Genomic DNA, 22163 nt, shown 5'->3' with positions numbered 1-22163 from the left:
CCACATGACACGCAAGGAAGCGAGCCCCTACCGCCTGGACCGGGCGCTGGTGTGGGAGGGATTCAAGGCGCTGCTGCCGCTCTCGCTGTTCGTCATCGTCTTTGGCGTCGCCTTCGGCCTGGCGGCGACCCAGGCCAGACTCGGCGACTTGGAAATCGTGCTGATGAGCACCCTGGTCTTCGCCGGAGCCTCGCAGTTCGCCGCCTTGGAGTTGTGGGGGCCACAGGTGCCCTTCTTCACCCTGCTGGTAACGGTGTTTGCCATCAATGCACGCCACCTGCTGATGGGCGCCACCCTCTACCCCTGGCTCGAATCGCTCTCACCGGCCCGGCGTTACGGCATCATGCTGGTCGCCTCCGACGCCAACTGGGCCATGGCCATGCAGGCCTTCGGCCGTGGCCGACCGGGACTGGGGTTGCTGCTGGGCGGCGGGATCGCGCTGTGGGGCTTCTGGGTGCTGGGTACCTGGCTGGGCCTTAACGTCGGTGGAGCAGTGCAGGACCCCGCGAGCCTCGGGCTCGACATGGTGATGGGCTGTTTCCTGCTGGCCATGGTGGTGGGCGGCGAGAAGAACCTGCGCATGCTGCTGATCTGGACGGTGGCCGCCGGCGCCTCGCTGCTCGCCTTCTACTATCTGCCGGAGAACAGCCACGTGGTGGTGGGCGCCATCGCCGGCGGCCTGGTGGGCCTGGCCTGGGGGAAGCGCGAATGAGCCTCGAAACGGGCGGCATGGGGGCACTTTTCGTCATCCTGGCCATGGCGCTGGTAACCCTGGCGACGCGCTGGGGCGGCGTCTTCGTGATGTCCTTCGTGCCCATCGGCTACCGGGTGCGACAGTTCATCCACGCCATGTCCGGCTCGGTGCTGGTAGCACTGCTTGCGCCCCTGGCGGTGACCGGCGACACCGGCGCCCGCCTGGCGCTGCTCACCACCGCCGTGATCATGCTGACGCTCAAGAAGCCGCTGCCGGCCATCGCCGGCGGCATCCTGGTGGCGGCGCTGTGCCGCCAGTTCCTGCCGGGGACATGATCTCCCGCCCCCTTCGCACCCAGCGTGCCGTCACACTATCGTCATCCCTCACCCGCAGGGTGACAGCCTTGCCAAAGGCTTCAGGAGAGTGTCATGAGCGTTGACCAGGCAACCCCGGGCCGCATCCGCGAGGTCTTCCGCGCCTTCCTGCTGCTGGGCCTGACCTCCTTCGGCGGCCCCATCGCCCACCTCGGCTACTTCCGCAGCGAGTTCGTGGAGCGCCGCCGCTGGTTGACCGAGCAGGCCTACGCCGACCTGGTGGCGCTGTGCCAGTTCCTGCCCGGCCCCGCCAGCAGCCAGGTCGGCTTCGCCCTGGGGCTGATGCGCGGCGGCCCCTGGGGGGCGCTCGCGGCGTGGACGGCCTTCACCCTTCCCTCGGCGATCCTGCTGGTGCTCTTCGCCCTGGGCGCCGCCGCCTTCGAGGGCCCCATCGGCCAGGGCCTGATCCAAGGCCTCAAGGTCACCGCCGTGGCTATCGTCGCCCATGCGGTGTGGGGCATGGCGCGCAATCTCTGCCCCGACCGCCGCCTCACCGGTATCGCGCTCGCCGCGGTGTTCACCGTCGTGCTGGTGAGCGGTCCGCTGGGCCAGGTGGCGGCCATCCTCATCGGTGCCCTGGCCGGCATGGCGTTCTGCCGCGCCCACGCCGAGGCCGAGGCGCATCCCCTGACGCTGCCCGTTTCCCGCCGCGCCGGCCATCTGGCGGGGGCCGGCTTCGTCGTGCTGCTGGTCGTACTGCCGCTGCTGGCCTGGGTCACGCCCTCCATGACGCTGGTGGTAATGGATGCCTTCTACCGCGCCGGTGCCCTGGTGTTCGGCGGTGGCCACGTGGTGCTGCCGCTGCTCGAAGCCGAGGTGGTGCAGTCCGGCTGGGTGAGCCCGGATGACTTCCTGGCCGGCTACGGTGCCGCCCAGGCGATCCCCGGACCGTTGTTCACCTTTGCCGCCTACTTGGGTTCAGTGATAGGGGGCTCGGTAATGTCACCGCTGGGTGGCGGCCTGGTAGTCGCCGCCCTGGCGCTGGTGATGATCTTCCTTCCGGGCATGCTGCTGGTGGCGGTGCTCCCCCACTGGAACCGCTTCCGCCGTTGGGACAGCGCCCAGGCACTGATGCGCGGCGCCAACGCCGCCGTGGTCGGCATCCTGGGAGCGGCGCTCTACCAGCCGGTGTGGACCAGCGCCATCCTCGGGCCCCAAGAGTTCGCCCTGGCGCTCACCGGCTTCCTGCTGCTCGGCGTATGGAAGCTCCCTGCCTGGGCGGTAGTTGCCCTGTTGGCGGGCGGCGGGGTGCTGATCTCGGTTTGAGGCAAGCCCGGCCGTGAAGGGGCGAGTCATGTATCATAGCGGGCCGAATTATTGCCAAGGAGCAGGTCATGGCAGCCAGCAAGGGCCCCAAGTTCTACGTCGTCTGGGTAGGCCGGCAGACCGGCATCTTCACCTCCTGGGAGGAGTGCAGCCGCCAGGTGAAGGGCTACCCCAAGGCGCGCTTCAAGTCCTTCCCCTCCCGGGAAGCGGCCGAAGCGGCCTTCTCGAAGGGCCCGGGCGGGAGCGCACCCGCCAGGCAGGGAGAGGCCGCAGGCACGCCCGCGAAACGACCGGCACGCCGCAAGGCACCCACGCCATCGGGCACCTCTTCCGCCCCTGGCAAGACCTACGATACGGAGATCTACTGCGACGGTGCCTGTGAGCCCAACCCCGGCGATGCTGGTTCAGGCATGGTGATCTACCGTGACGGCAAGCTCGCTGAACTCTGGTATGGCCTCTACAACCCCGCGGGCACCAACAACACGGCGGAGCTGAACGCCTTGCGCCAGGCCCTGCTGGTCGCCCAGGAGGAGGTCGCGCGGGGAGCCTCCGTGCGGATCCACTGCGACTCCACCTATACCATCAATGCCATCACCAAGTGGGCCGGCGGCTGGAAGAAGCGCGGCTGGAAGAAGGCCGATGGCCAGCCGATCAAGAACCCCGAGATCATCCAGCCCACCTACGCTCTCTACGAAAGCCTGAAGTCGAAGGTGACCATCGCCCATGTCAAGGGACATGCCGGGGTGGAGGGCAACGAACTGGCCGACCGTATGGCCATGTATGGCGCCGACCGTAAGGAGCGCGATTTCGTTCGCTACCCGGTCGACGAGAGCGTCGCGGATATTCTCCGGCTGAAAAGAGGCTGATGCCGGGGAGTCGAGGGAATCGGAGTACGCCCCGGATTACGCCTGTTGCCAAGGGTCGATCAGCTGGACACCCAGGGACTCGAAGTCCTTGGTATTGCGTGTGGCAAGCACCGCCTGGTGGCAGAGGCAGATCGCCCCGATCTGGGCATCCGGCATCTGCACCGCCCTGCCCACTCGTTCACTCACGGTGACGCACTCGGCATAGCAAACCGCCGCCTCGGCATCGAAGGGAAGAATACGGCCGGCAAAGTCCTCCTCGAACATGGCGGCAGCAGCCGACGCCAAGGCGCGCCTGCGATGCCCTTCCGGCAAACGCTGGATGCCGTAGAGGATCTCGGCAACGGTAATCGCCGTGATGGACACAAACGAAGCCTCTTGAGCGTCCAGCCACGCGACCACGCGCGGCTCGGGAGAAGGACGCATCAGCTCGGAGAGCACATTGGTGTCCAGTACGATCACTCTTCGAACTCCGCCGCCCGTGGGCGCTGCTGGCGGCTCGGTACTTCCAGCTCAACCCCGCCCTCTTCGGCAAAGCGCTGCCGGATTCGGCTGCCTAATCCCTGCTGAGGTGCTGTCGCCAGCGCGCGGCGCAGGATCAAGCGCACCTCTTCTTCCATGGAGTGCCCATGGCGCGCCGCCGACAGCCGGAGCTCGGCCTTCAGCGCATCATCCAGGTTACGAATCGTGATGCTGGCCATGCCGGTTCTCCTGAATCATCATCAATGCTATCAATGATAGCAAACCAGGCCAGAAGTTCATTACGCCATGGCGAGGGTGGGTCAGGTTCCCCATTCTCCAGGTGCACCGGAGCACAAGCTCAGACGATCAGGCCGTTCCTGCGCAACGCCGCCATCACCTTGATGGCCAGCTTCTCCAGGCGTTTGAGGTCGCCGAAGCGCGGCATCTCGCCCTCCTCCAGGCGGCCCTCCCACTCCTCGAGCTCGGTATCGAGGAACTCCAGCAGCTTCTTCGAGCAGCCCCGGCAGGGGCCTCGACACAGGCTCGACCCGGGTGTGGCGAAGGGAACGCGGGTACGGATCTCACGAATCAGAGCGTGCATGGCGGTGCCGGGATCGGGGCGCGTCGGGCGAGGCATGGGGAAGAACTCCTCTGACAAGGCATTTCCGGGCCTGCGGACGCGGTGGAACCGCACCGGTGGCATCGCAGGCCAATAGCGTTGTGTCAGGGGAGGCAAGCTGAATCTTGTTATGGGAGGGCGTCAGCCGAACCGTCGCCTCTGATGGGAGGATCGCACGTCATGATCGATAGCTTGCTAGCAGCGATTCTACGCATCTGGCCTCGTCGCGGCCAGATGGCATTCATCGCGCCCACTTAGCCCTGCCGCCCCTGACCCTGGGGCCGTCGCAGCTGCTCTCCCTCCGTCGTGATGACTGAAGGAAAAATTGTTACAGATGTTTACAAACAGCGTTTTTCTACTAGCTTGATCATAAGGGGACCATGCCGACGGTGCGGGAAGGGTATTCACCATCGTGACCGGCGAAGCATCATCGAGAGCGGCCCCTGGAGTTTCAAGCAGTTGTCAGGGACCAATGATGAATCAGGTCTGGCGATTACCCCCTTTCGCGAAGCCGTCATGTCTCAGGTCGCGCCTCGTGTCCAACAAGGGACAGCTATCATGAACATCTCCTTTGGCGCCCCGCTCACCTCCCATTGGCAGCATATCCATGCCGACTGGTGGCAGGACGATCAGGGCAACGACATACATCGTGTCGAGATCGACGACGACGCCCTCTACCACTGCCACCTCGCCGGTTCGCCGCTGCCGTGGGATGCGGTGGCCACCAGCCTGGACGAGGCCATGGCCGTCTTCGACACCAGGCCACAAGAACGCCGCGAGCCGGTACCGGGGCGCGTGCCGGGGAACGGCACCCGATACCGGCGGCGCTGATCCGGGGTTATTGGGGTACGTCCCCAATTTCCCCTGAGCTTCTCGTGATCGCTGAGGGCGTAGTTATTGGGGTGCGTCCCCAAAAACCGATCAATTAACCCGGCACATATAAAACGAAATAAAGTGGAGAAAACCACCCTTATCACCGCCGATTTGCTTTTTATTTTTTCTAAGGTATGGTCATGTAAACCTGCCCTATAAAAGCAGGAACACTCCCAAGCACCGCCATTATTTATTGTGAGGCATCCAATTGGCTCGCAGACATTTTATCCTGAAAAAATCAGGGTACCTTGACTACCTTTTCACCAAGGGAATGCGCCACCCCTTCTTCTTCCGCGGACGCCCCATCGATTACGCCTGCGTCATCAGCCGCGTAGAGAACCTGGCGGCCGGATGCGGCCTGACGAGAGCGGCCATCAACTGCACGATCCGGTACCTGGACCTCTCCTCGGGAAAGCGCCAGGTCATCACCCTCACCCAACCCACCGAAGCCAACCCTTCCGCGGGGCTGGTCTCCATCCTCTCCCCATTGGGAGCCGCCCTGCTCTCATCCGCCGAGCAGGAGGTGGTAGGCGTCCGGATTCTCGGCATGGAGCGCAAGCTCCGCGTCCTCGACGTGCATCGCTGATACGTACTTTGATTGCCGCACATGCTGGATGACCCAGCCTAGAAAGCTTGCCGGCAAAGGCGGCATTTTGCCGGGACCTGACCAGGAGGAGTGACCATATGAGCAAGGAAAAGGCCAAGAAGGCTCCCCAGAAGACGCTCAAGGAAAAGCGCAAGGAGAAGAAACAGAAGAAAGGTCGTGAAAATGATGGATAACCTTCACCAATAACCCATCAAGATGGCCGCCCCTGGCGGCCATCTTCCTTTCTGCTTGCAGGCCAGACGCTACCGGCAGACGGGAGTCTCCATCATCGAGATCTGGTCGAACGGCATCGGCAGGGGCCGACGGCTCGACAGCGGCAGGCGCAGGGTATCGAGGGCCGCCCTCGCCCCACAATACTGCTGCTTGCAGGCCTCGAAGGGTGCCGCCTCCAGGAGGATATCGAGGCCGTCTTCCCGCAGCCGCAGCGTGCAGGCGCCATCGGTCACCGCAAAGCCTCCTCCCTGTGCCGTCGCCGTCAGGCGACCGGTGCCGCAGTGGTGCATGCCACCCTGCCAGGAGCTCAGCATGAAGCTGAGCGACTGGCCGTGCCCCTCCACGACCAAGGCATCGTCGCCACCGCGCGCGCAGTAGACGCCGGTGAGGCCCTGGGCCGACGCCTCGGCGACGACGCCTAGTGCCAGCGCCGCGATCGTGGCCAGGCCCAGCGCCCGCCACGGATGGATAACACTCACTTGTCGGGTGCCCATCATCGCTCCCCCTCCCCGCTGAAGAGGCACACGCCTCACTCCTCACCATAGAAGAGAGACACGCCGCTTGCCCCCGAAGCGCCTCCCGCGCCTCGAGCCCGGGTGCCTTGGTCAGAGAAGCTCAGACGACCAAGCCGTTGCGGCGCAGCGCCGCCATGACCTTGGTGGCCAGCTTTTCCAGTCGCTTGAGGTCGCCGAAGCCTGGCACCTCGCCCTCCTCCAGGCCGCCCTCCCACTCCTCAATTTCGGTATCGAGGAACTCCAGCAGCTTCTTCGAGCAGCCCCGACAGGGCCCTCGACACAGGCTCGACCCGGGTGTGGCGAAGGGAACGCGGGTACGGATCTCACGAATCAGAGCGTGCATGGCGGTGCCGGGATCGGGGCGCGTCGGGCGAGGCATAGGGAAGGTCTCCTCTGACAGGGCATGTGCCGGACCTGCGGCACGGTGGAACTACACCAGCGGCATCGCAGGCCGTGGCGCTGTGTCAGGGGAGGCAAGCGGGATTCTTGTAGTCGTGGTGCGTCAGCCGGAGCGCCGCATCCCATGGGATGGATCGCTCTGAAGGTAGATAGCTTGCTAATAGCAATTCTACTCTGCCAAGGACATCGCGGCCATGGGGGTGGGCTGACTGGTGTTCTTGAAATGCAGCGATGGTGGGCCCAGCTGGACTCGAACCAGCGACCAAGGGATTATGAGTTCGCTTTTAAAACAATAAGTTACTAACAGACAAGGGAAACTGACCGAAATCTAGCGGAAGGTACAGTTCTTTGTAATCAGTAGCTTAGCGTAAGTTGAGGATAGCATAGGAAGCTGGTGTGTGTACCGTTACTGTACCGGTCTACAGATCAAAAAACCAGAATTAGACTCGAAAACCGGTCAACCATTAGGTCACATCGAGCGTCGCTCCTTGGCAAGTAACGAGCTGCCTTCTAGACAACTGAAACAGGTACTACCCAGCAAATCTACCTCAACTGAAGCGCTCACAAAAATCATTGTCGCTTAGCAGTAGCTGATAACGGCTGGGAGACTGCTACACAGCGATATCAGCGCGCCAACTGCGACGGCATGAGCAGGAGCCAGGTATTGAGAACGCCAGCCAAAACCAAATAAGCAGTTGTTTTTATTGATTTTTTTCACAACCGCACCTTGCCCAGCACAAACAGTCTAGATCTCCCGCGCCAAGCTGGTATAATTGCCTTTACTGTACGATGGCTGGTAATGCAAATGAGCTACAATATTTTTAATGGTGATTGCCTAAAGGTCCTTCCTACTCTTGACGATGAAAGTGTTGACCTCACTTTGACTTCACCACCCTACTGTATAGGAAAAGCATATGACGTTCATACAACAATTGAGGGGTTCTTGGAGATCAATGAACCCATAATCAAAGAAGTATATAAAAAGACTAAAGCAGGCGGCTCAATATGCTGGCAAGTTGGTCATCATGTAAACAAAGGTGAAATCATACCCTTGGACTTTATAGTTTATGAAGCCTTCAAAAGGCTGTGCCCAGACGCTAAACTTAGGAACAGAATAGTTTGGCATTTTGAGCATGGAGCTAATTGCAGGAACCGATTTAGCGGGCGTCATGAAACTATACTTTGGTTTACCAAAGGCGACAACTATTACTTTGATTTAGATTCGGTAAGGGTTAAGCAGAAGTATCCTGGGAAAAAATACTACCAAGGCAATAAGAAGGGAGAATATAGCTGCAACCCACTTGGGAAAAACCCTGGGGATCTCTGGGTTATACCAAACGTTAAGGCCAATCATGTGGAGAAAACAGGTCATCCGTGCCAATTTCCTATTGCCTTAGCTCAAAGGCTGGTTAAGTCTTTGTCACCCAATGGCGGTATTGTATTAGATCCCTTTATGGGTGCTGGCACTACCGGAGCAGCGGCCATAATGGAAGGCAGAGAGTTTTTGGGTATGGAACTCTCAGAGAGCTATTTTAAGATAGCTAAAAAAAGGCTCGTCTCAGCACAAAACGGGACGCTTCAGTATAGAGAAATTGACAGGCCTGTTTTTGATCCAAAGAAAGCAGGGGCTGTCGGTAGAAATCCAGTAATTGATGAGGTTTGACATGAAATACAAGGCAATCAGATTTAGCCAAGGTGAAAATAATTTATACTTATTTTCAGCACGCGCTGGTGATATCTGGCGGTTTTCGAGTATAAACCAGAAAAGTGATGACAAGGAGGAGGGATATCAGAGGGCACTATCTCCCTCCCGCGCAAAAGATATCAAAGACTACATTCTTAGCCGTAAAACTATAGCTCCTGCAATTGTATTGTCACTTGATGCAGGAAAAGCAGAATATGATGAAATTAATTCAGAAATCAGCATTGAAGATTCGCCAGACTCCGCTTGGGTCATTGATGGACAACATCGATTAAGAGGCGCAGCACTTGCAGATAAAGAATCTGAAATAGAGCTTCCTATTGTCGCCTATATCGGCCTAGACCTCAAAGATCAAATTGCTCAATTTGTAACTATTAATAGAGAGGCCAAAGGAGTTCCCACCTCACTATATTACGATCTCCTAAACTTCCTCCCCCCTAAAACAAAGCCAATGGATGTTGCTAAGGAAAAAGCTGCAGATATCGCGAACACTCTTAGAAAAGATCCAGACTCAATTTTTTTCGAGAAAATCGTGGTAGTCACCTCTCCTAAAAAAGGTCAAATTTCACTCAACAACTTTGTTAGAAAAATATATCCTCTCATTCTCGAAAGCAAAGGGCCTTTCTCCGCATATTCTCAAAAAGAGTTCAGCCTCATCATTGAAAATTATTTCAAAGCTCTAAAATCGGTATTCCCAGATGAGTTCTCATTGACTAAACAAAGATTTTTCCAAACACTAGGGTTTGGTGCAGTCATTAACGCTCTTCACCCAATTTTTTCAATAACAGCGAAAGAAAAGCGTGGTTTTAGGGTTGAAGACATCGAGTCAATGTTGAGCAAAGTTTCTGACTTCCAGTTTTCTGATTGGGATAAAATTGGCACCGGCACGGCAGCGGAGAATCAAGCAGGAAGAGATTTTGAAACATACTTTAAAAATGTTATGCAAGAGCAAGGCCAAGGTGAAATGATCAGGTTGATTTAGTATGATGCCTAAAAAAGTTATCAGAAGAATTCCTCAACAAAGCTGGCACCAGTTACGACAAGACTGGAGGCTCAGCTTTGTTGATTACGACGAGATTGGAAAGCCACCAAGCACATCTATTCAAGATTTGTTAGAAATCAACGAGTCTAGCTTCCAACATGCAGGCATATCTGGCGTTGGATTCTCCATGCTAAACTCTAAAGAAATTATGTTGAGGGAGGCTATTTATCTCACCCACAAAGCAAGTGCACTATTAAGAAGTTATAGTCGGGATATTGAAAACGACGACCAAACTTACGCCGAGGTTTCTGCTTATACTTCTTCTTTTTTCCTAGCACGAAGTATAACTATGCTGCTAGGCTGCTATATGTCTTCAAGCACAGTATCGTCCCGATACTGGCTTTTAGATGGAAGAAGCAATAAGGGAGCAACATCTGTTATTTTACTTCCTTTGAATTTCAAGCCAGGTCACATACACACATGGGATCTTTTTAAAAATCTGGTTGTAAAAACAACCAATACTCCATTTGACCCAGAATTCAATGCTTTTGTAGGAGGCATGCCCGCTAGAGATTTTGCAAAAACAAGGAACCACCTGCAGTATAATAATTGCGCATGGATGTATGATGACCTACACATAGAGGACTGTGATAGTCGAGAATGGATCGCACCTTTTTCTAAAACTGTTTATTCAAATGCCGATCCTGACGATCAAAATGGGCATTTTGGAGTGGTTTTGTCTTTAATGCTTTTTCGTGCCGTCAATTTATTAATCTCAGATATAAGTGAAAACATATCTTCTTTAACATTAGAGAGAGACATTCTTCAACATAATGCTAGATACTGTGATAGATCCGTGATGGTGAGTTCTTGGCTATCATAGCTGATGGAACAGTCTGGAAATATCCTCCAGTGTAACAATCGGGTCAAACAATCGGGGTCAGACACTCATTGATACAGAGACGGAAAATCACGTTCCGGACCGCACACTTCCCTCGGTCCTTCCCGCCAGCAGTTTCAGGATCAACAGCGCAAACTGCCGTCCTGTCTCCTCATCCTCCAGCAGTGGCATGGAAAGCTTCTCATGGTCGCTGAGGGCGTCGAGCACGGCGTCGGTGACCTTCTTCGGAAAGAGGCCGTGCATCACCTGGTCTTCGCTGTGGTTGCGAACCTGGGCCATCACCGCTTCGTCACGCTTGATACGGTCGGCGATGCCGTTGGCGAAGTGCAGCTTGTCGTCGTCGCTGACCTCGGCGCCGTAGAGGTCGTTGAGCCGGTCGATGATCTCGGCCAGGCGCTGCTTCTCGGGATCGTGGGGTTTCCCTGAGCCCACTTCGCTGACCGGGGTGAGACCGTAGTCGCCCTCGGCCTCCTCCAGGCGCAGGCGCTTCTCCTCGCGCTTGGTGAGGCGGTAGTGGGTCAACTCCAGTTCGCTGACGTCGATGCTCTCCTCTTCCAGCAGCCGGTCGGTGCGCAGCAGCGGGACGAGATGGCGGGCGTAGACGCACAGCTGCTCCAGCTCGGCGTCGTCGAAGGTGACGATCTGGCTGAGGAACTCGTAGGTGCGCACGAAGCTCTGCAGGTTCTTGCGAAACAGGTCGAGCTCGTCCTGGGCGGTGCCGGCCTCCTTGAGCTCCTGCTCGGCGCGCTTGAGGCCCTTGTCGTCGCCGTTCTGCCCGGCGATGCGGCGGGCCTCCTTCCAGGTCTGCTGCTGTTCGAGGAGCGCCTGGTACTTGTGCTTGAAGCGGTCCTGGGCGGGCCGGCAGTAGTAGCTGAGGCTCGAGGCCGGGGCCTTGGGGTCGAAGAAGGCCTTGGCGAAGCCCTCCACCTCGGGCCAGTGGTAGATGCCGCTGGCGTCCAGGCTGCGCTGCAGATCGTAGACGACGTTGGGATCGGAGACATCGGCCAGCTCCGCCTTGCGGTAGTAGGGGGCGAAGGCGTCGAGGATCTCCTGCTCGTCGTTGTAGAAGTCGAGGATGAAGGTCTGCTTGCCGGGGAACAGACGGTTGAGCCGCGAGAGGGTCTGCACGCAGTCCACGCCCTGGAGCTTCTTGTCCACGTACATGGCGCACAGCTTGGGCTGATCGAAGCCGGTCTGGAACTTGTTGGCGGCGATCATCACGTTGTAGTCGTCGGTGTCGAATGCCTCGGCCAGGTCGCGCCCCTTGAGCCCGGGGTTGAGCAACTTGCTGGTCTCGGTGACCTCCTCAGGGATCACCTCGTCGGGCGGCACGCTGCCGGAGAAGGCGACCATGGGGTGGACGTCGTCATAGCCCTTCTCGGCGATGTAATCGCGCATGGCCAGCTGGTAGCGCACCGCCTCCTGGCGGCTGGCCGTGACCACCATGGCCTTGGCCTGGCCATCGAGCAGGTGGCGGACGTTGTCGCGGTAGTGCTCGACGATCACCTCGACCCGCTGGGCGATGTTGTAGGGGTGCAGGCGCACCCACTTGGCCAGGGTCCGTGAGGCCTTCTTGGAATCAACCTCCTGGTCTTCCCCCTCGGGGTGGGCGAGCTTCCAGGCGGTGCTGTAGGTGACGTAGTTCTGCAGCACGTCGAGGATGAAGCCCTCCTCGATGGCCTGGCGCATGGAGTAGAGGTGGAACGGCTCGGGCTTGTTGTCGGCGCCTGCCGGCAGGTCCGGGTCCGGCGGGCGACCGAACAGCTCCAGGGTCTTGGCCTTGGGGGTGGCGGTGAAGGCGTAGTAGCTGATGCGCTCGCTGGGGCGGCGCGAGGCCACGGCGGCGTCGAGCATCATCTCCGCGCTCACTTCAAGCTCGCCGCCGCCCTCGCGCCCATCATCCCCTTCCATCGTCTCTCCTGCGGCCGCCAGCAGCGCCTTGAGCTTGCTGGCCGAGCTGCCGGTCTGCGAGGAGTGGGCCTCGTCGGCGATCACCGCGTAGTTGCCCTCGGCGAGCTGGGGGCGCTTGTCCAGGGCGTCGAACAGTGCCGGGAAGGTCTGGATAGTGACGATGATGATGCGGGTATTGCTGGCCAGCGCCTCGGCGAGCTGCTCGGACTTGCTCTGGTTGCCGATGTCGCGGGTGATCGGCCGCACCACGCCGTGGGTGTGCTCGAACTGGTAGATGGTCTCCTGGAGCTGGCTGTCGAGCACGGTGCGGTCGGTAACCACGATCACCGAGTTGAACAGCTTCTTGCCATCCTCGGCATAGAGATTGGCCAATTGGTGGGCACACCAGGCGATGGAGTTGGACTTGCCGGAACCGGCACTGTGCTGCACCAGGTAGCGCCGTCCCGGCCCTTCGGCCAGGGTGGCCTGTATCAGACGGTTGACCACTTCCCACTGGTGATAGCGGGGAAAGATCAACGTCTCCTTGGTCTGGCGTCGGCCGTGGAAGTCCTCGCTAGTCTTCTTCTCCAGATGCAGGAAGCGCCCGAGCACCTTCAGCCAGGCGTCCGGCGCGAACACCTCTTCCCACAGGTAGGCGGTGGCGTAGCTCTGCTCGTCCTTCGCGGGCGGGTTGCCGGCGCCGCCCTCCTCCGTCCCACGGTTGAAGGGCAGGAAGAAGGTCTCCTTGCCGGCCAGCTTGGTGGCCATCGCCACCTCGGCCTGGCTCACCGCGAAGTGCACCAGGGCGCCGCGCTTGAAAGCCAGCAGCGGCTCGGGCTTGCGCGTGACGGGATCCTTGATCGGGCGATCCTGGCGATACTGCCGCTTAGCGTTCTCCACCGTCTGCTTGAACTGGCTCTTGAGCTCCAGGGTGGCGGTGGGAATGCCGTTGACGAACAGCACCAGGTCGAGGCGGGGGTTGTAGCTGTCGCCACCGCCCTTGCCCTTCTCGCGGGCGTGGGGCGAGTAGGAGACCTCGGGCACCACCCGCAGGCGGTTGGCGCGGTAGCGGGACAGGGAATCGGGATTCATACCGTGGTCAGGCTGGAAGCTGCACAGGTCGAACTTCACCCCAGGCACCTTGAAGCCATGGCGCAGTACCTCCAGGGTGCCGGCCCGGTCCAGCTCGCGGACCACCTTCTGCACGAACACCTGCTCCGGCGCCTGGGGATTGGACTTGCAGAACTTCTCCCAGCGCTCGGGCCAGGCCTCCCGCACGTAGCCGAGCAGGTCCTCGGTATAGAGCGCCGAGGCGCGATCGTAGCCGCCGGCCGTGCCGGCCTTCCAGCCATGGGCCGTCATGGCCTCGATGATGTCCTGCTGGAAGCGGGCTTCCCTGCTGTCCGCCATGTCATCCCCTGCGCTTGGCGTAATTTTGAGTAACAGCCTAGCGCTTAAGAGATGTAAGGAGAAGGCTACTTAGGACGGTGACTCGTCCACGAGGGACGGTGAGGCCAAATATCGGTGAAGCCTGCTTCCGCACTTGAGTGGCATATCGATCGAGGAAGGTGAGCAAGCCTTCGCACTCCCAGGTTTATATCGCGTGACGAAAACGGCCGCTGAGGCCGTTTTCACGTTTATTTCTAAACCGTGCTCTCGCCACCGCGACAGAATGGGGCTTGCAGCATTACGTCAGCTCGGGGACTGCTCCGCCGATGGAGCGGCGGCGCTGACCTGCTGGTCTTGCCACTCGCCATAGGAGAGGCCGCTGCCCGCGACCTTCCAATCGATTCGGCCGTTGGCCGCGCGCCCCACCACGATGGCGGCTGCAGCACTGGGGCTGGAGAAGGCATAGTCCTTGGTGAAACGCCGCAGATCATTGCCATTATCGACGAGCACCCCCTCCTCACAGAGCTGGGCATGCTGCTTCTGATAGCTGTGGTAAGGGCCCGCCCATTCACGCCGGGCCAGGGAGCCTTCCAATACGAAGAACTCACCATCCACTTCCTGCCCCACGGCTTTGATCCCGTGTCTGGAGGCTTCCAGGACGAACCGTGGCGAGGCCTGAGCATCTTGGGGATCGGGTGTTCCAGTAGAGGCAGATGGCTTTGTGGCATCACGCAGAAAGTCCAGCCCCAGCACCGGCAGCACGGTGCGTACCTGCTCCATGAAGAAGGCCATGTCGGCACGGTCAGACTCTGGCAGGCCGATGTACTCGTGGGCGGTGCCGTTGATCAGCTTGCAGCGGCCGACTTCGCCGGCGCTCTTGATCAGCAAGCTCTCGAGGTACTTCACGTGGGCTTTGGTCAGATTCTGGTCCTTGCTGGTGATCAGGCAGACCTTCTCCCAGAAGTCCTTGCCGCCCTTCTCCTCGGGGCGGTTGTGCTGTTTGAGGCGCGTGGCCACGTCGTCGCTCTCGCCAATGTAGACCAGCGGCCGCGGGTTGCCCTCAGGATCCGTACCGACCAGGAAGTAGATGCCGGTACGGCCACACTCCGGTCGCTGGACCAGCTCGCTGAGTTTGCTGCGGGGTCCGGTCAACACATGGCCGGTCCAGTTCATGATCTCGGCGGTCAGCAGGCCGTTAGGCGTGCCGTCCACCAGGAAGAGCCGGATGCTGCGTCCTTGCGTCATACCACCTCCGTTTGGGCTGCCTCAGTGGATGCCGTTGAGTCCGTAGGTGGCTGCCAGCCGCGCACATCGATCTTCCCGGTCACGGTGGCGGAAATCAGGGCCGAACGGCGCTCCTGGAGCAACTTGATGGCTGACTCACCTTCTTCCACCAAGGCGTCGATCCGGGCTGTTTCTTTATCAAGAAAAGCAACTATTTCAGCTTGCTCAGTTATTGGTGGTACTGCACAATATAGCTCAGCAATATCTGGCATATAAATAGTTTTGTGAGTTGACCCCATCATCATGCGAGAAAATTCAGACTTCATTGATCTGAAGACTGCTAACAGATACTCAGGCTGCAATTCCTCTTTACAAACCCAGTTGGCAAAATCCTGAGTAGTAGCCATTGGCTTGCCCAATATCGCTGAATATCCAACTGATGCTGTTCTCGACAATATCACGGTACCGACTGGCAATAGACGCGCAGATGAGTTGGCAAGCCCAAGGGCACTCACCTTCTCTTTTGTCTCATGCACAAACCTGGTGCTGCCAGACCGGATTTTCCATACATCAGCGAGCGTAAACCAAGGAATAGTGCAGTTTTCCCAAAACTCGGGCTTGTTGCGGCTGGGGGTGTGTCCAGATTCTAACTTAGCAAAATAGCGAACCTTGCCATGATTCCAATGGGCCGGAACTTTGCCAAGCCACTCCACCCCGGAATCCTTCATCGGCACGTCAGGATCGATCCCCTTGGTGACGGCGTGGGAGATCACAGCCTGGCGCTTTTCCTTGAGCAGCTTGATCAGGCGCTGCTGCTCTTCCACCAAGGCATCGATGCGGGCAGCTTCATAATCGAGAAAGGTAACTATTTTATATTGCTCGTGCATTGGCGGAATAGCACAGTACAGCTCTGCAATATCAGGCATATAGATGGTTTTGTGCGTCGACCCCATCATCATGCGAGAAAACTCAGATTTCATTGCCCTGAACACTGACAACAAATACTCTGGAAATAATTTTTTCCCACAAATCCAGTTGGCAAAATCCTGAGTAGTAGCCATTGGCTTACCAAGAATCGCCGAGTATCCAACAGATGCTGTTCGGGAAAGAATCACAGTATCCGCGGGCAACAGGCGTGCTGATGAGTTAGCCAACCCTAGCTCGCTAACCTTCTCTTTCGTCTCATACACGACCTTGGTAAGTCCAGACCGTATTTTCCATACATCCGATAGCGTGAACCAAGGAACGGTACAGTTCTCCCAGTACTCTGGCTTGTTGCGGCTAGGAGTATGACCAGACTCTAGTTTGGCGAAATAGCGAACCTTGCCGTGGTTCCAATGCGCCGGCACCTCCCCCAGCCACTCGACGCCGGAGTCCTTGTATTCGGGGTATTTCGGGAAAGTCATGCCTTTGCCCCCTCTCTTGCGTTCATCACTGCTTCTCGCCAGAAAGGCTCCGTATCCCAATGTCCAGGGAAGCCCATATGTGGACGTGAGACCTGAGGGTAATGGTCCAGCAGTGTCACCAACCGCTCGGCCCACTGACTGGTGGGCGACACGACCTGCATCAGCGACTCGATCACCACGAGTTGTAGATACAGGCGCCTACGCGGATCGAGACGCTGCTCGGGGTGCTCATGAGACCCCGTCTCGATGCTACCAGGGATGCTCGGCCAGCCGGCCGGAACCTTTCTTGGCATCTCGGGGCGGCTACCGAACTCTCGATTCCACACTCGGCCATGGTGAGCGCAGACGTTGCGCAGATCGGACAGGCTGCGGAACCAGGATCTCAGCACTGGCATCTTCCAGCCGAAGTGCCGCTCGATACGCTGGGTATCTTCTGAACGCCGTAAGTTTTCAAGCAAGATTGAAACTTCCTTGAAAGTAAGCAGCTCCATCGCCATCCAGATAGGTGGCTGATTTGGTGCTGCCGTATAGCGCTTACGGTAGTGCTTAAGAAAGGGCTCAATGTCGGGCTGGGATTTATCGCCCTTATTCTTTTTCTTACGGTTGTTATCTGGATCCAACTTATCCAACAACCACCCATGATTGTAGCGGGTGTCGAAGATTTCAGGATCCAGGTAGCCGTGAGGGCCATGGTGCTCAGCTAGGGTGTTGGTCAACTGAGCGCGTAGCGCGACTTCCAGCCGTTCGATGGCATCAAGCAGCAGCAGGCGGAGCTCACGATCGAACACATAGAGCCTCAGCACATCCTCGAAGGAGGTGCCCTCCAGAAAACGATGCTCCTGGAGGCCTGGCTGGTAGAAGGGACGCGTGTAGGCTGAAAGACGGAAATAGCTGATATTGGCCAGATAGTGACGCACCCGAGCCTCGTCGGGTATCGCCAGGCCACGGCTGCATAGCGTCGCGATCTGCTCATCAATGCTGTGCGCGGGCTTGTGGAAGTCGCTCATGCTCGACCTCCGGACACAAAAAACCCGCCAAAGTGTGCTTCAGTGAGAGGCATGGCGGGTGTGTTACCCGACATGCTAGGGCATGTCCCTTTCACTGTCAATGACTGTGCAAGACAAGGCTGAGCGGCGCCCTTCCTCATGCCGACAGCTCCTCAATCATCTGCTTGATCCGGTCGGTGCAGGCCTTGAGGTCGGCATCGATCTCCTCCAGCGGGCGCGGCGGCGTGAACTGGTAGAAGTGCCGGTTGAAGGGGATCTCGAAGCCGACGATGCCGATGCGGCCATCCAGCGGGTCACGCTTGCCCTCGTCGATCCAAGCATCGGGGACGTGGGGCTTCACCTCACGCTCGAAATAGTCATAGACCGACTCGTCCAGTGGCACGTTTTCAAAGTCACGCAGGCCGCTGTCGGGCTCGGGGTCCCCCTTCTTGTCCAGGCAGATTTCCGCCTCGGAGTCGCGCTCGGAGAGAGCACCCAGGATCGCCTTCTGCACCGGGGCGCCGACCTTGAGGCCTGCCGCCTTGATGGCGGCCTGCAGCGCCTTGGTGAAGGCGTTGCGGTTGGTGAACACCTGCTCCGGGTCCAGGGTGGCACAGGCGGCCTTGAGGGCCTCGCGCTCGCCCTCCTCCAGCTTCTGGATCGGCTTCTCGTCATCGAGTCGCGCCAGGCGCTCGGGGCTGGCCTGGAAGTTGAGACGCAGCGGGCGCTCCACGGTGATGCGCCGGTAGCCGAAGGCCTCAACCGGGAAGCGCTTGCTCTCCTCGCTCTCCTCGAAGGCGCCGTAGAGGCGAACGATCTCGTCGATGTCGCGGTCGGCGACGAACTGGCGCTTGCTGCCCAGCGACTTGCGCATCTTGCTGGCCCGGCCGGTGGCGTTGATCAACTGCACCTGGCCACGGCGCTCGGCGGGCTTGTGATTGGAGAGGATCCACACGTAGGTGGCGATACCGGTGTTATAGAACATGTCGGTGGGCAAGCCGACGATAGCCTCCACCAGATCGTGCTGCAGCAGGTAGCGGCGGATCTCGGACTCGCCGCTGCCGGCGCCGCCGGTGAACAGTGGCGAGCCGTTGAGGATGATGCCGATACGTGAGCCTCCCTCCTGGCGGGAGCGCATCTTGCTCACCAGGTGCATTAGGAACAGCAGCGAACCATCGGAGACCCGCGGCAGGCCGGGGCCGAAGCGGCCATCGTAGCCCTTCTGCTTGTGCTCGGCGGCAACCTCTTTCTGTACCTTCTTCCACTCCACACCGAACGGCGGGTTGGAGAGCATGTAGTCGAAGCGTTCGGCGGGGAGCTGGTCGTCATTGAGGGTATTGCCGAGCTTGATCTGCTCCACCGCCTGGCCCTTGATCAGCATGTCGGCCTTGCAGATGGCGTAGGACTCTGGGTTGAGCTCCTGGCCATGCAGCGAGACAGTGACGTCCCGGCTGACTTGCTGGATGTACTCGTCGCTCTCGGAAAGGAAGCCACCGGTACCAGCCGTGGGGTCGTAGACGGTGACGATGCCGTGGGGACGCAGCTTGTCGTCCTGGCCGGTGAGCACCAGCGAGGTAGTCAGGTGGACGATGTCGCGCGGGGTGAAGTGCTCCCCCGCCGTGTCATTAGAGCTTTCGGCAAATTTGCGGATCAGCTCCTCGAACACCAGACCCATGCCGTAGTTGGAGAGCCACTGCGGGCTCATGTCGATGGCGGCGAAGCGCTGCACCACCTGGTAGAGCAGGTTACTGGCACCAAGCTGCTGTACGAATCCCTCGAAATCGAAGTGCTCGAAGATCTCCCGGGCGTCCTGACTGAACGACTGCACGTAGCTCATCAGGTCGTCGGCGGTTTGGGTGTCGGAGAGTGTGCCCAGGGCCAGCGGCGAGGCGTTGAAGAACGGCTGATCCGCCGCACGCAGCAGCAGCTTCTCGCGCACCGCCTCGGGCTTGGCCTGATGGGCTTGGGCTTCGCGGAGCACCGCGTCCTTGGTGGGCTCCAGCACGCACTCCAGGCGGCGCAGTAGGGTGAAGGGCAGGATGATGCGGCCGTACTGGGACTGCCTGAAGTCGCCGCGCAGCAGGTCCGCCACGGACCAGATGAAGGCCGCCAGCTGAGAGTGACTCTCCGTGTTCACGATGCTTCCCCACGTTTTGTGCGATTCAGAACTGATTGGGAGGCATCATACACGGGAGGCCGGGCTGACAGCAGCCCAGCCTTCGAAAGTATCCATGTTGTGGCCGAGGATGCTCAAATCTTCGGTGATTATTCAATCTCTAACACAGCTGAGGTTCCTCCTTCTTCTCAGCATGTAAAGTTAAGTTAATATTATTACTCTCTATACACTCACCCACTCTCGCCAACCTATAAACCCTTGACGCCTTGAATGACAAGATCATTGACAAAACAAAAGGAAGTGAAGAAATAGTCATCAGCCCAACAGCTGATTTGCTTGTGAAACCAGGAACAACCAGCAAAACATAACCAACAGCCAGCAATAAAACGAACAGCATATAAAACCACTTCCCAGCACTAAGAATCCTTTCACCATCACGCCTGCTCGGAAAGCCACCCCCTTTTCTTTTGGCGGAAAACTTAAAGCTCTCAAACTTTATTTCCCCAGCAACTTTACTCATATCCATCAAGACAGATAGTGCACTATCTGAGAAAAATGCAATCGCAACTAAGCGATGATTCAAATGGCGCTTACAAAACTTCTCTGCAGCAAACTCAAGCCTAGCCCTCTCTATATCTCCTGCACTTCCAGAACTGTATTTAACAAATGCTTCGCACAGATCATCAAAAACTTTCGATGATGCCAACCTTTTTCTATCCTGCCAATCGGGAACAAGACTAAACAAGACCCATGCGATCAACATAACCACTAGCGCCAAAAACTGAGCCACAGGATCGCTAACAAAGCCTACTAACATAGAGAGCATCACCTCACCTCACAAAAAAACAACAAGCCAAACCTCAAAAGACTGCCACCACAGTCAACCGTCACATTTTTAATTGCACTTAACACCCCCAACCCCCAAGCAAGCAAGGTGTTTGCTATCAAAACTTAAGATCAAGCTGAGGGAAATCCGGCTCTTTTTCAGATCTAGACGAAGCCTCAACCCCCACATCTGAAACCATCTCTTCTACCCATAGCTCACCTGAAAACCGTGCATTATCAAATTCAACTTCTTTCATCCACTCAACGTCCTGGGGTGCCAAAAACAGCTCGTAGCCTGGGATCTCCCAATCATCTTCAAAGTACCTCAGGACCCAGCCATAGCCTTCCTCCGGAGGGCACGGGTCGACCTTGAAGCTATATCTAGGCATTTCCATTCTCCTATGCTCAAACCAGGTTCCAACGCTTGCGCCCACCGGAGACCAGTGCTATCACGCGCTCGTTAACCTCACAGACTCTGTCCTGTAGTTCCTTGATGCTGATTTCTCCCCGGCCCTGCCCCTTAATCCGTATGCGAGGTAAACCCAGCTGGGTGCCGCCCGCGTTTTCAATGACGTCGGTCAGTGCGAAAGATGCTTGGATCAAGGCCAAGCGCTCTTCTTCGTTCATGACCGGCTGGCGTAGCAGCGTCGCCCGAATCAGCGCCGAAGCCCAGCGAGTGCGATTCGGAAAGCCCTCGTAAGCGGCACGCTCTGTAATCAACTCCTGCTCTTGACGAGTCAGCCGAATCGATAACTTGCAAGACTTTGGACCTCGCATCATATCTCGCCCTTCTTCGGCGATGCTCTCTCCACATACGCGCTGGATCATCTCTCGTAGTACGTCTGACTCCGAACGGCCAGATGCCTCACACAGACGCTGCCAGGCTTCCTTCTCGCCAGGCGTCAGCCTGGTCTTGACTACTGCTGTTTCTGTCATCTCGTCATCCTGCATCACGCGCTGACTCTCGAATTTGGTACCAAATGCCAGCAGGGTGCCGGCAACCGGTACCACTTTGCGAATCCTGCCCTAGCCCCAAAATCACCCTCACTTTTCGTACGTAAGAAATTTCTCCAACTTGCCACGATGGCTACTACTGGGCCTTGGTACGTTTTGCTAGCACTTCGCGAATCCTGCCCTAGCCTCAAAACCACCCACACTTTTCGTACGTAAGAAATTTTGACTCCGCCCCCCTCTTCGGGCGCGATCAACTCAGGGCGGCGGTACCATGTGCCGGCACTTCGCGAATCCTGCCCTAGCCCCAAACCCATCCAATCTTTTCGTACGTAAGAAAAATGGCTGCTTCTCGGGCGAGGCTATCAAGCACGGGGATACGCGTTAGGCTTCGCCATTAGCAATACGGACAGACCTGTCTCAAAACTGCTCGTCGCCTGGGGCTGATCGGGAGGCTTCGCCATTAGTAATAGGGGAGGCACTTGTCTCTACCGCACCCGTCTCACCATGCTCTCGGCGACGCTTGGCCAGCTCAGCTTTCATCCACTGTCCAGAAGCGCGCATCTCAGCTCGCAGGTCCTCGATCTCTTCGGGTGTCAAGCGCCGGTAGCTCATGAGGTCTCCTTCTGAGGTGGATCACGCCGAAGCTCGGGATATATCGTTGCGCGCCATAGCCACTGGAGAACACACACAGCAATACCGGCCACACAGACAAACAGAGTACGAGCAGCCTCGCCATCGCCAGCAAGAGCGACGCTGACTAAACCAGGCAGTTCAGGGAGCAACGCCACAGACAACAGGATACCCACCACCAGTAACAGGCCCGAGATGACCAGCCCCACCCCACGCTTTACCCGCGCTACTCGGTCGCGCCAGATATCTAACCACTTGATATTGCTATTCATG

Annotated in this window: 23 protein-coding genes; 9 read left to right on the top strand and 14 right to left on the bottom strand. The window is 58.1% G+C overall.

Features of this window, described 5'->3' with window-relative positions; translation table 11 throughout:
- Window positions 1–4: 4 nt before the first annotated feature.
- From GRB96_RS06420 to GRB96_RS06405, 4 genes are all read left to right on the top strand, one after another.
- Window positions 5–712, top strand: a complete 708-nt coding sequence (locus GRB96_RS06420; protein ID WP_161431360.1) for an AzlC family ABC transporter permease — start codon at window positions 5–7, stop codon at window positions 710–712.
- Window positions 709–1029 (top strand): AzlD family protein, encoded by a 321-nt coding sequence (locus GRB96_RS06415; protein WP_161431359.1) that lies wholly within the window; start codon window positions 709–711, stop codon window positions 1027–1029. Before GRB96_RS06420 ends, GRB96_RS06415 begins: the two co-directional genes overlap by 4 nt.
- 93 nt (window positions 1030–1122) lie before the next feature.
- Window positions 1123–2334, top strand: coding sequence for a chromate efflux transporter (gene chrA / locus GRB96_RS06410; RefSeq protein WP_161431358.1), 1212 nt, complete (start codon window positions 1123–1125; stop codon window positions 2332–2334).
- A gap of 68 nt (window positions 2335–2402) precedes the next feature.
- Entirely contained in the window at window positions 2403–3200 is a 798-nt protein-coding gene (locus GRB96_RS06405; RefSeq protein WP_161431357.1) for a ribonuclease H family protein, read from the top strand.
- Between the two features lie 36 nt (window positions 3201–3236).
- Here the strand turns inward: GRB96_RS06405 and GRB96_RS06400 are convergent, their stop codons facing one another.
- The 3 genes from GRB96_RS06400 to GRB96_RS06390 all read right to left on the bottom strand — a co-directional run bounded on the left by GRB96_RS06400 (window position 3237) and on the right by GRB96_RS06390 (window position 4296).
- Window positions 3237–3659 (bottom strand): PIN domain-containing protein, encoded by a 423-nt coding sequence (locus tag GRB96_RS06400; RefSeq protein ID WP_161431356.1) that lies wholly within the window; start codon window positions 3657–3659, stop codon window positions 3237–3239.
- Complete coding sequence (locus tag GRB96_RS06395) at window positions 3656–3898, bottom strand: FitA-like ribbon-helix-helix domain-containing protein (RefSeq protein WP_023007389.1); 243 nt, start codon at window positions 3896–3898, stop codon at window positions 3656–3658. The genes GRB96_RS06400 and GRB96_RS06395 overlap by 4 nt, the downstream gene beginning before the upstream one ends.
- Before the next feature lie 119 nt (window positions 3899–4017).
- Window positions 4018–4296, bottom strand: a complete 279-nt coding sequence (locus GRB96_RS06390; RefSeq protein ID WP_161431355.1) for a hypothetical protein — start codon at window positions 4294–4296, stop codon at window positions 4018–4020.
- A 540-nt stretch (window positions 4297–4836) separates the two neighbouring features.
- On the opposite strand from GRB96_RS06390, the gene GRB96_RS06385 reads away from it, so the two are divergent.
- Together GRB96_RS06385 and GRB96_RS06380 are read left to right on the top strand one after the other, a co-directional pair.
- Window positions 4837–5109 carry a hypothetical protein gene (locus GRB96_RS06385; RefSeq protein ID WP_161431354.1) on the top strand — a complete coding sequence of 91 codons (273 nt, stop codon included), beginning with the start codon at window positions 4837–4839 and terminating at the stop codon, window positions 5107–5109.
- Window positions 5110–5422: 313 nt separating this feature from the next.
- On the top strand, window positions 5423–5737 hold the full coding sequence (locus GRB96_RS06380; RefSeq protein WP_161431353.1) for a GreA/GreB family elongation factor: 315 nt from the start codon (window positions 5423–5425) through the stop codon (window positions 5735–5737).
- A gap of 263 nt (window positions 5738–6000) precedes the next feature.
- On the opposite strand, the gene GRB96_RS06375 is transcribed toward GRB96_RS06380, so the two are convergent.
- Together GRB96_RS06375 and GRB96_RS06370 are read right to left on the bottom strand one after the other, a co-directional pair.
- Window positions 6001–6465, bottom strand: coding sequence for a hypothetical protein (locus tag GRB96_RS06375; RefSeq protein WP_161431352.1), 465 nt, complete (start codon window positions 6463–6465; stop codon window positions 6001–6003).
- Window positions 6466–6586: 121 nt separating this feature from the next.
- Window positions 6587–6865: a hypothetical protein gene (locus tag GRB96_RS06370; protein WP_161431351.1), complete on the bottom strand. Its 279-nt coding sequence runs from the start codon at window positions 6863–6865 to the stop codon at window positions 6587–6589.
- 825 nt (window positions 6866–7690) lie between these two features.
- On the opposite strand from GRB96_RS06370, the gene GRB96_RS06365 reads away from it, so the two are divergent.
- The 3 genes from GRB96_RS06365 to GRB96_RS06355 are packed head-to-tail and all read left to right on the top strand — an operon-like array spanning window position 7691 to window position 10452.
- Window positions 7691–8548, top strand: a complete 858-nt coding sequence (locus GRB96_RS06365; protein ID WP_161431350.1) for a DNA-methyltransferase — start codon at window positions 7691–7693, stop codon at window positions 8546–8548.
- Between the two features lies 1 nt (window position 8549).
- A complete protein-coding gene (locus tag GRB96_RS06360; RefSeq protein ID WP_205743503.1) occupies window positions 8550–9569 on the top strand; it encodes a DGQHR domain-containing protein in 1020 nt (339 codons plus the stop codon).
- A gap of 1 nt (window position 9570) precedes the next feature.
- Window positions 9571–10452 carry a hypothetical protein gene (locus tag GRB96_RS06355; RefSeq protein WP_161431348.1) on the top strand — a complete coding sequence of 294 codons (882 nt, stop codon included), beginning with the start codon at window positions 9571–9573 and terminating at the stop codon, window positions 10450–10452.
- 87 nt (window positions 10453–10539) lie between these two features.
- Here GRB96_RS06355 and GRB96_RS06350 read toward each other — a convergent pair whose 3' ends face one another.
- From GRB96_RS06350 to GRB96_RS06310, 9 genes are all read right to left on the bottom strand, one after another.
- The gene (locus GRB96_RS06350; RefSeq protein ID WP_161431347.1) at window positions 10540–13770 is read right to left on the bottom strand and encodes a type I restriction endonuclease subunit R; all 3231 of its coding nucleotides are present in this window, start codon (window positions 13768–13770) and stop codon (window positions 10540–10542) included.
- Between the two features lie 282 nt (window positions 13771–14052).
- Entirely contained in the window at window positions 14053–14994 is a 942-nt protein-coding gene (locus tag GRB96_RS06345; RefSeq protein WP_161431346.1) for a GIY-YIG nuclease family protein, read from the bottom strand.
- Window positions 14991–16379 carry a restriction endonuclease subunit S gene (locus GRB96_RS06340; RefSeq protein WP_161431345.1) on the bottom strand — a complete coding sequence of 463 codons (1389 nt, stop codon included), beginning with the start codon at window positions 16377–16379 and terminating at the stop codon, window positions 14991–14993. Before GRB96_RS06340 ends, GRB96_RS06345 begins: the two co-directional genes overlap by 4 nt.
- A complete protein-coding gene (locus GRB96_RS06335; protein ID WP_170293772.1) occupies window positions 16376–17386 on the bottom strand; it encodes an Abi family protein in 1011 nt (336 codons plus the stop codon). Before GRB96_RS06335 ends, GRB96_RS06340 begins: the two co-directional genes overlap by 4 nt.
- 136 nt (window positions 17387–17522) lie before the next feature.
- Entirely contained in the window at window positions 17523–19502 is a 1980-nt protein-coding gene (locus GRB96_RS06330; RefSeq protein WP_161431344.1) for an N-6 DNA methylase, read from the bottom strand.
- A gap of 139 nt (window positions 19503–19641) precedes the next feature.
- The gene (locus GRB96_RS06325; RefSeq protein ID WP_161431343.1) at window positions 19642–20298 is read right to left on the bottom strand and encodes a hypothetical protein; all 657 of its coding nucleotides are present in this window, start codon (window positions 20296–20298) and stop codon (window positions 19642–19644) included.
- A 127-nt stretch (window positions 20299–20425) separates the two neighbouring features.
- On the bottom strand, window positions 20426–20695 hold the full coding sequence (locus GRB96_RS06320; RefSeq protein ID WP_161431342.1) for a hypothetical protein: 270 nt from the start codon (window positions 20693–20695) through the stop codon (window positions 20426–20428).
- A gap of 16 nt (window positions 20696–20711) precedes the next feature.
- Window positions 20712–21317 carry a hypothetical protein gene (locus GRB96_RS06315; RefSeq protein ID WP_161431341.1) on the bottom strand — a complete coding sequence of 202 codons (606 nt, stop codon included), beginning with the start codon at window positions 21315–21317 and terminating at the stop codon, window positions 20712–20714.
- Between the two features lie 551 nt (window positions 21318–21868).
- Window positions 21869–22162, bottom strand: coding sequence for a hypothetical protein (locus tag GRB96_RS06310; RefSeq protein WP_161431340.1), 294 nt, complete (start codon window positions 22160–22162; stop codon window positions 21869–21871).
- Window position 22163 lies beyond the last annotated feature (1 nt).

The organism is Halomonas alimentaria, assembly GCF_009902005.1.
Lineage (GTDB): Bacteria > Pseudomonadota > Gammaproteobacteria > Pseudomonadales > Halomonadaceae > Halomonas > Halomonas alimentaria.
The sequence above is the reverse complement of the archived record's forward strand: the minus strand, read 5'-3'. Positions and strand labels throughout refer to the sequence as shown.

Bases quoted from the DNA above. Each gene is read 5' to 3' on its own strand.
- GRB96_RS06420 (WP_161431360.1), top strand. From the start codon at position 5: ATGACACGCAAGGAAGCGAGCCCCTACCGCCTGGACCGGGCGCTGGTG.
- GRB96_RS06415 (WP_161431359.1), top strand. From the start codon at position 709: ATGAGCCTCGAAACGGGCGGCATGGGGGCACTTTTCGTCATCCTGGCC.
- chrA (WP_161431358.1), top strand. From the start codon at position 1,123: ATGAGCGTTGACCAGGCAACCCCGGGCCGCATCCGCGAGGTCTTCCGC.
- GRB96_RS06405 (WP_161431357.1), top strand. From the start codon at position 2,403: ATGGCAGCCAGCAAGGGCCCCAAGTTCTACGTCGTCTGGGTAGGCCGG.
- GRB96_RS06395 (WP_023007389.1), bottom strand. From the start codon at position 3,898: ATGGCCAGCATCACGATTCGTAACCTGGATGATGCGCTGAAGGCCGAG.
- GRB96_RS06390 (WP_161431355.1), bottom strand. From the start codon at position 4,296: ATGCCTCGCCCGACGCGCCCCGATCCCGGCACCGCCATGCACGCTCTG.
- GRB96_RS06385 (WP_161431354.1), top strand. From the start codon at position 4,837: ATGAACATCTCCTTTGGCGCCCCGCTCACCTCCCATTGGCAGCATATC.
- GRB96_RS06380 (WP_161431353.1), top strand. From the start codon at position 5,423: ATGCGCCACCCCTTCTTCTTCCGCGGACGCCCCATCGATTACGCCTGC.
- GRB96_RS06375 (WP_161431352.1), bottom strand. From the start codon at position 6,465: ATGGGCACCCGACAAGTGAGTGTTATCCATCCGTGGCGGGCGCTGGGC.
- GRB96_RS06370 (WP_161431351.1), bottom strand. From the start codon at position 6,865: ATGCCTCGCCCGACGCGCCCCGATCCCGGCACCGCCATGCACGCTCTG.
- GRB96_RS06365 (WP_161431350.1), top strand. From the start codon at position 7,691: ATGAGCTACAATATTTTTAATGGTGATTGCCTAAAGGTCCTTCCTACT.
- GRB96_RS06360 (WP_205743503.1), top strand. From the start codon at position 8,550: ATGAAATACAAGGCAATCAGATTTAGCCAAGGTGAAAATAATTTATAC.
- GRB96_RS06355 (WP_161431348.1), top strand. From the start codon at position 9,571: ATGATGCCTAAAAAAGTTATCAGAAGAATTCCTCAACAAAGCTGGCAC.
- GRB96_RS06350 (WP_161431347.1), bottom strand. From the start codon at position 13,770: ATGGCGGACAGCAGGGAAGCCCGCTTCCAGCAGGACATCATCGAGGCC.
- GRB96_RS06345 (WP_161431346.1), bottom strand. From the start codon at position 14,994: ATGACGCAAGGACGCAGCATCCGGCTCTTCCTGGTGGACGGCACGCCT.
- GRB96_RS06340 (WP_161431345.1), bottom strand. From the start codon at position 16,379: ATGACTTTCCCGAAATACCCCGAATACAAGGACTCCGGCGTCGAGTGG.
- GRB96_RS06335 (WP_170293772.1), bottom strand. From the start codon at position 17,386: ATGAGCGACTTCCACAAGCCCGCGCACAGCATTGATGAGCAGATCGCG.
- GRB96_RS06325 (WP_161431343.1), bottom strand. From the start codon at position 20,298: ATGTTAGTAGGCTTTGTTAGCGATCCTGTGGCTCAGTTTTTGGCGCTA.
- GRB96_RS06320 (WP_161431342.1), bottom strand. From the start codon at position 20,695: ATGCCTAGATATAGCTTCAAGGTCGACCCGTGCCCTCCGGAGGAAGGC.
- GRB96_RS06310 (WP_161431340.1), bottom strand. From the start codon at position 22,162: ATGAATAGCAATATCAAGTGGTTAGATATCTGGCGCGACCGAGTAGCG.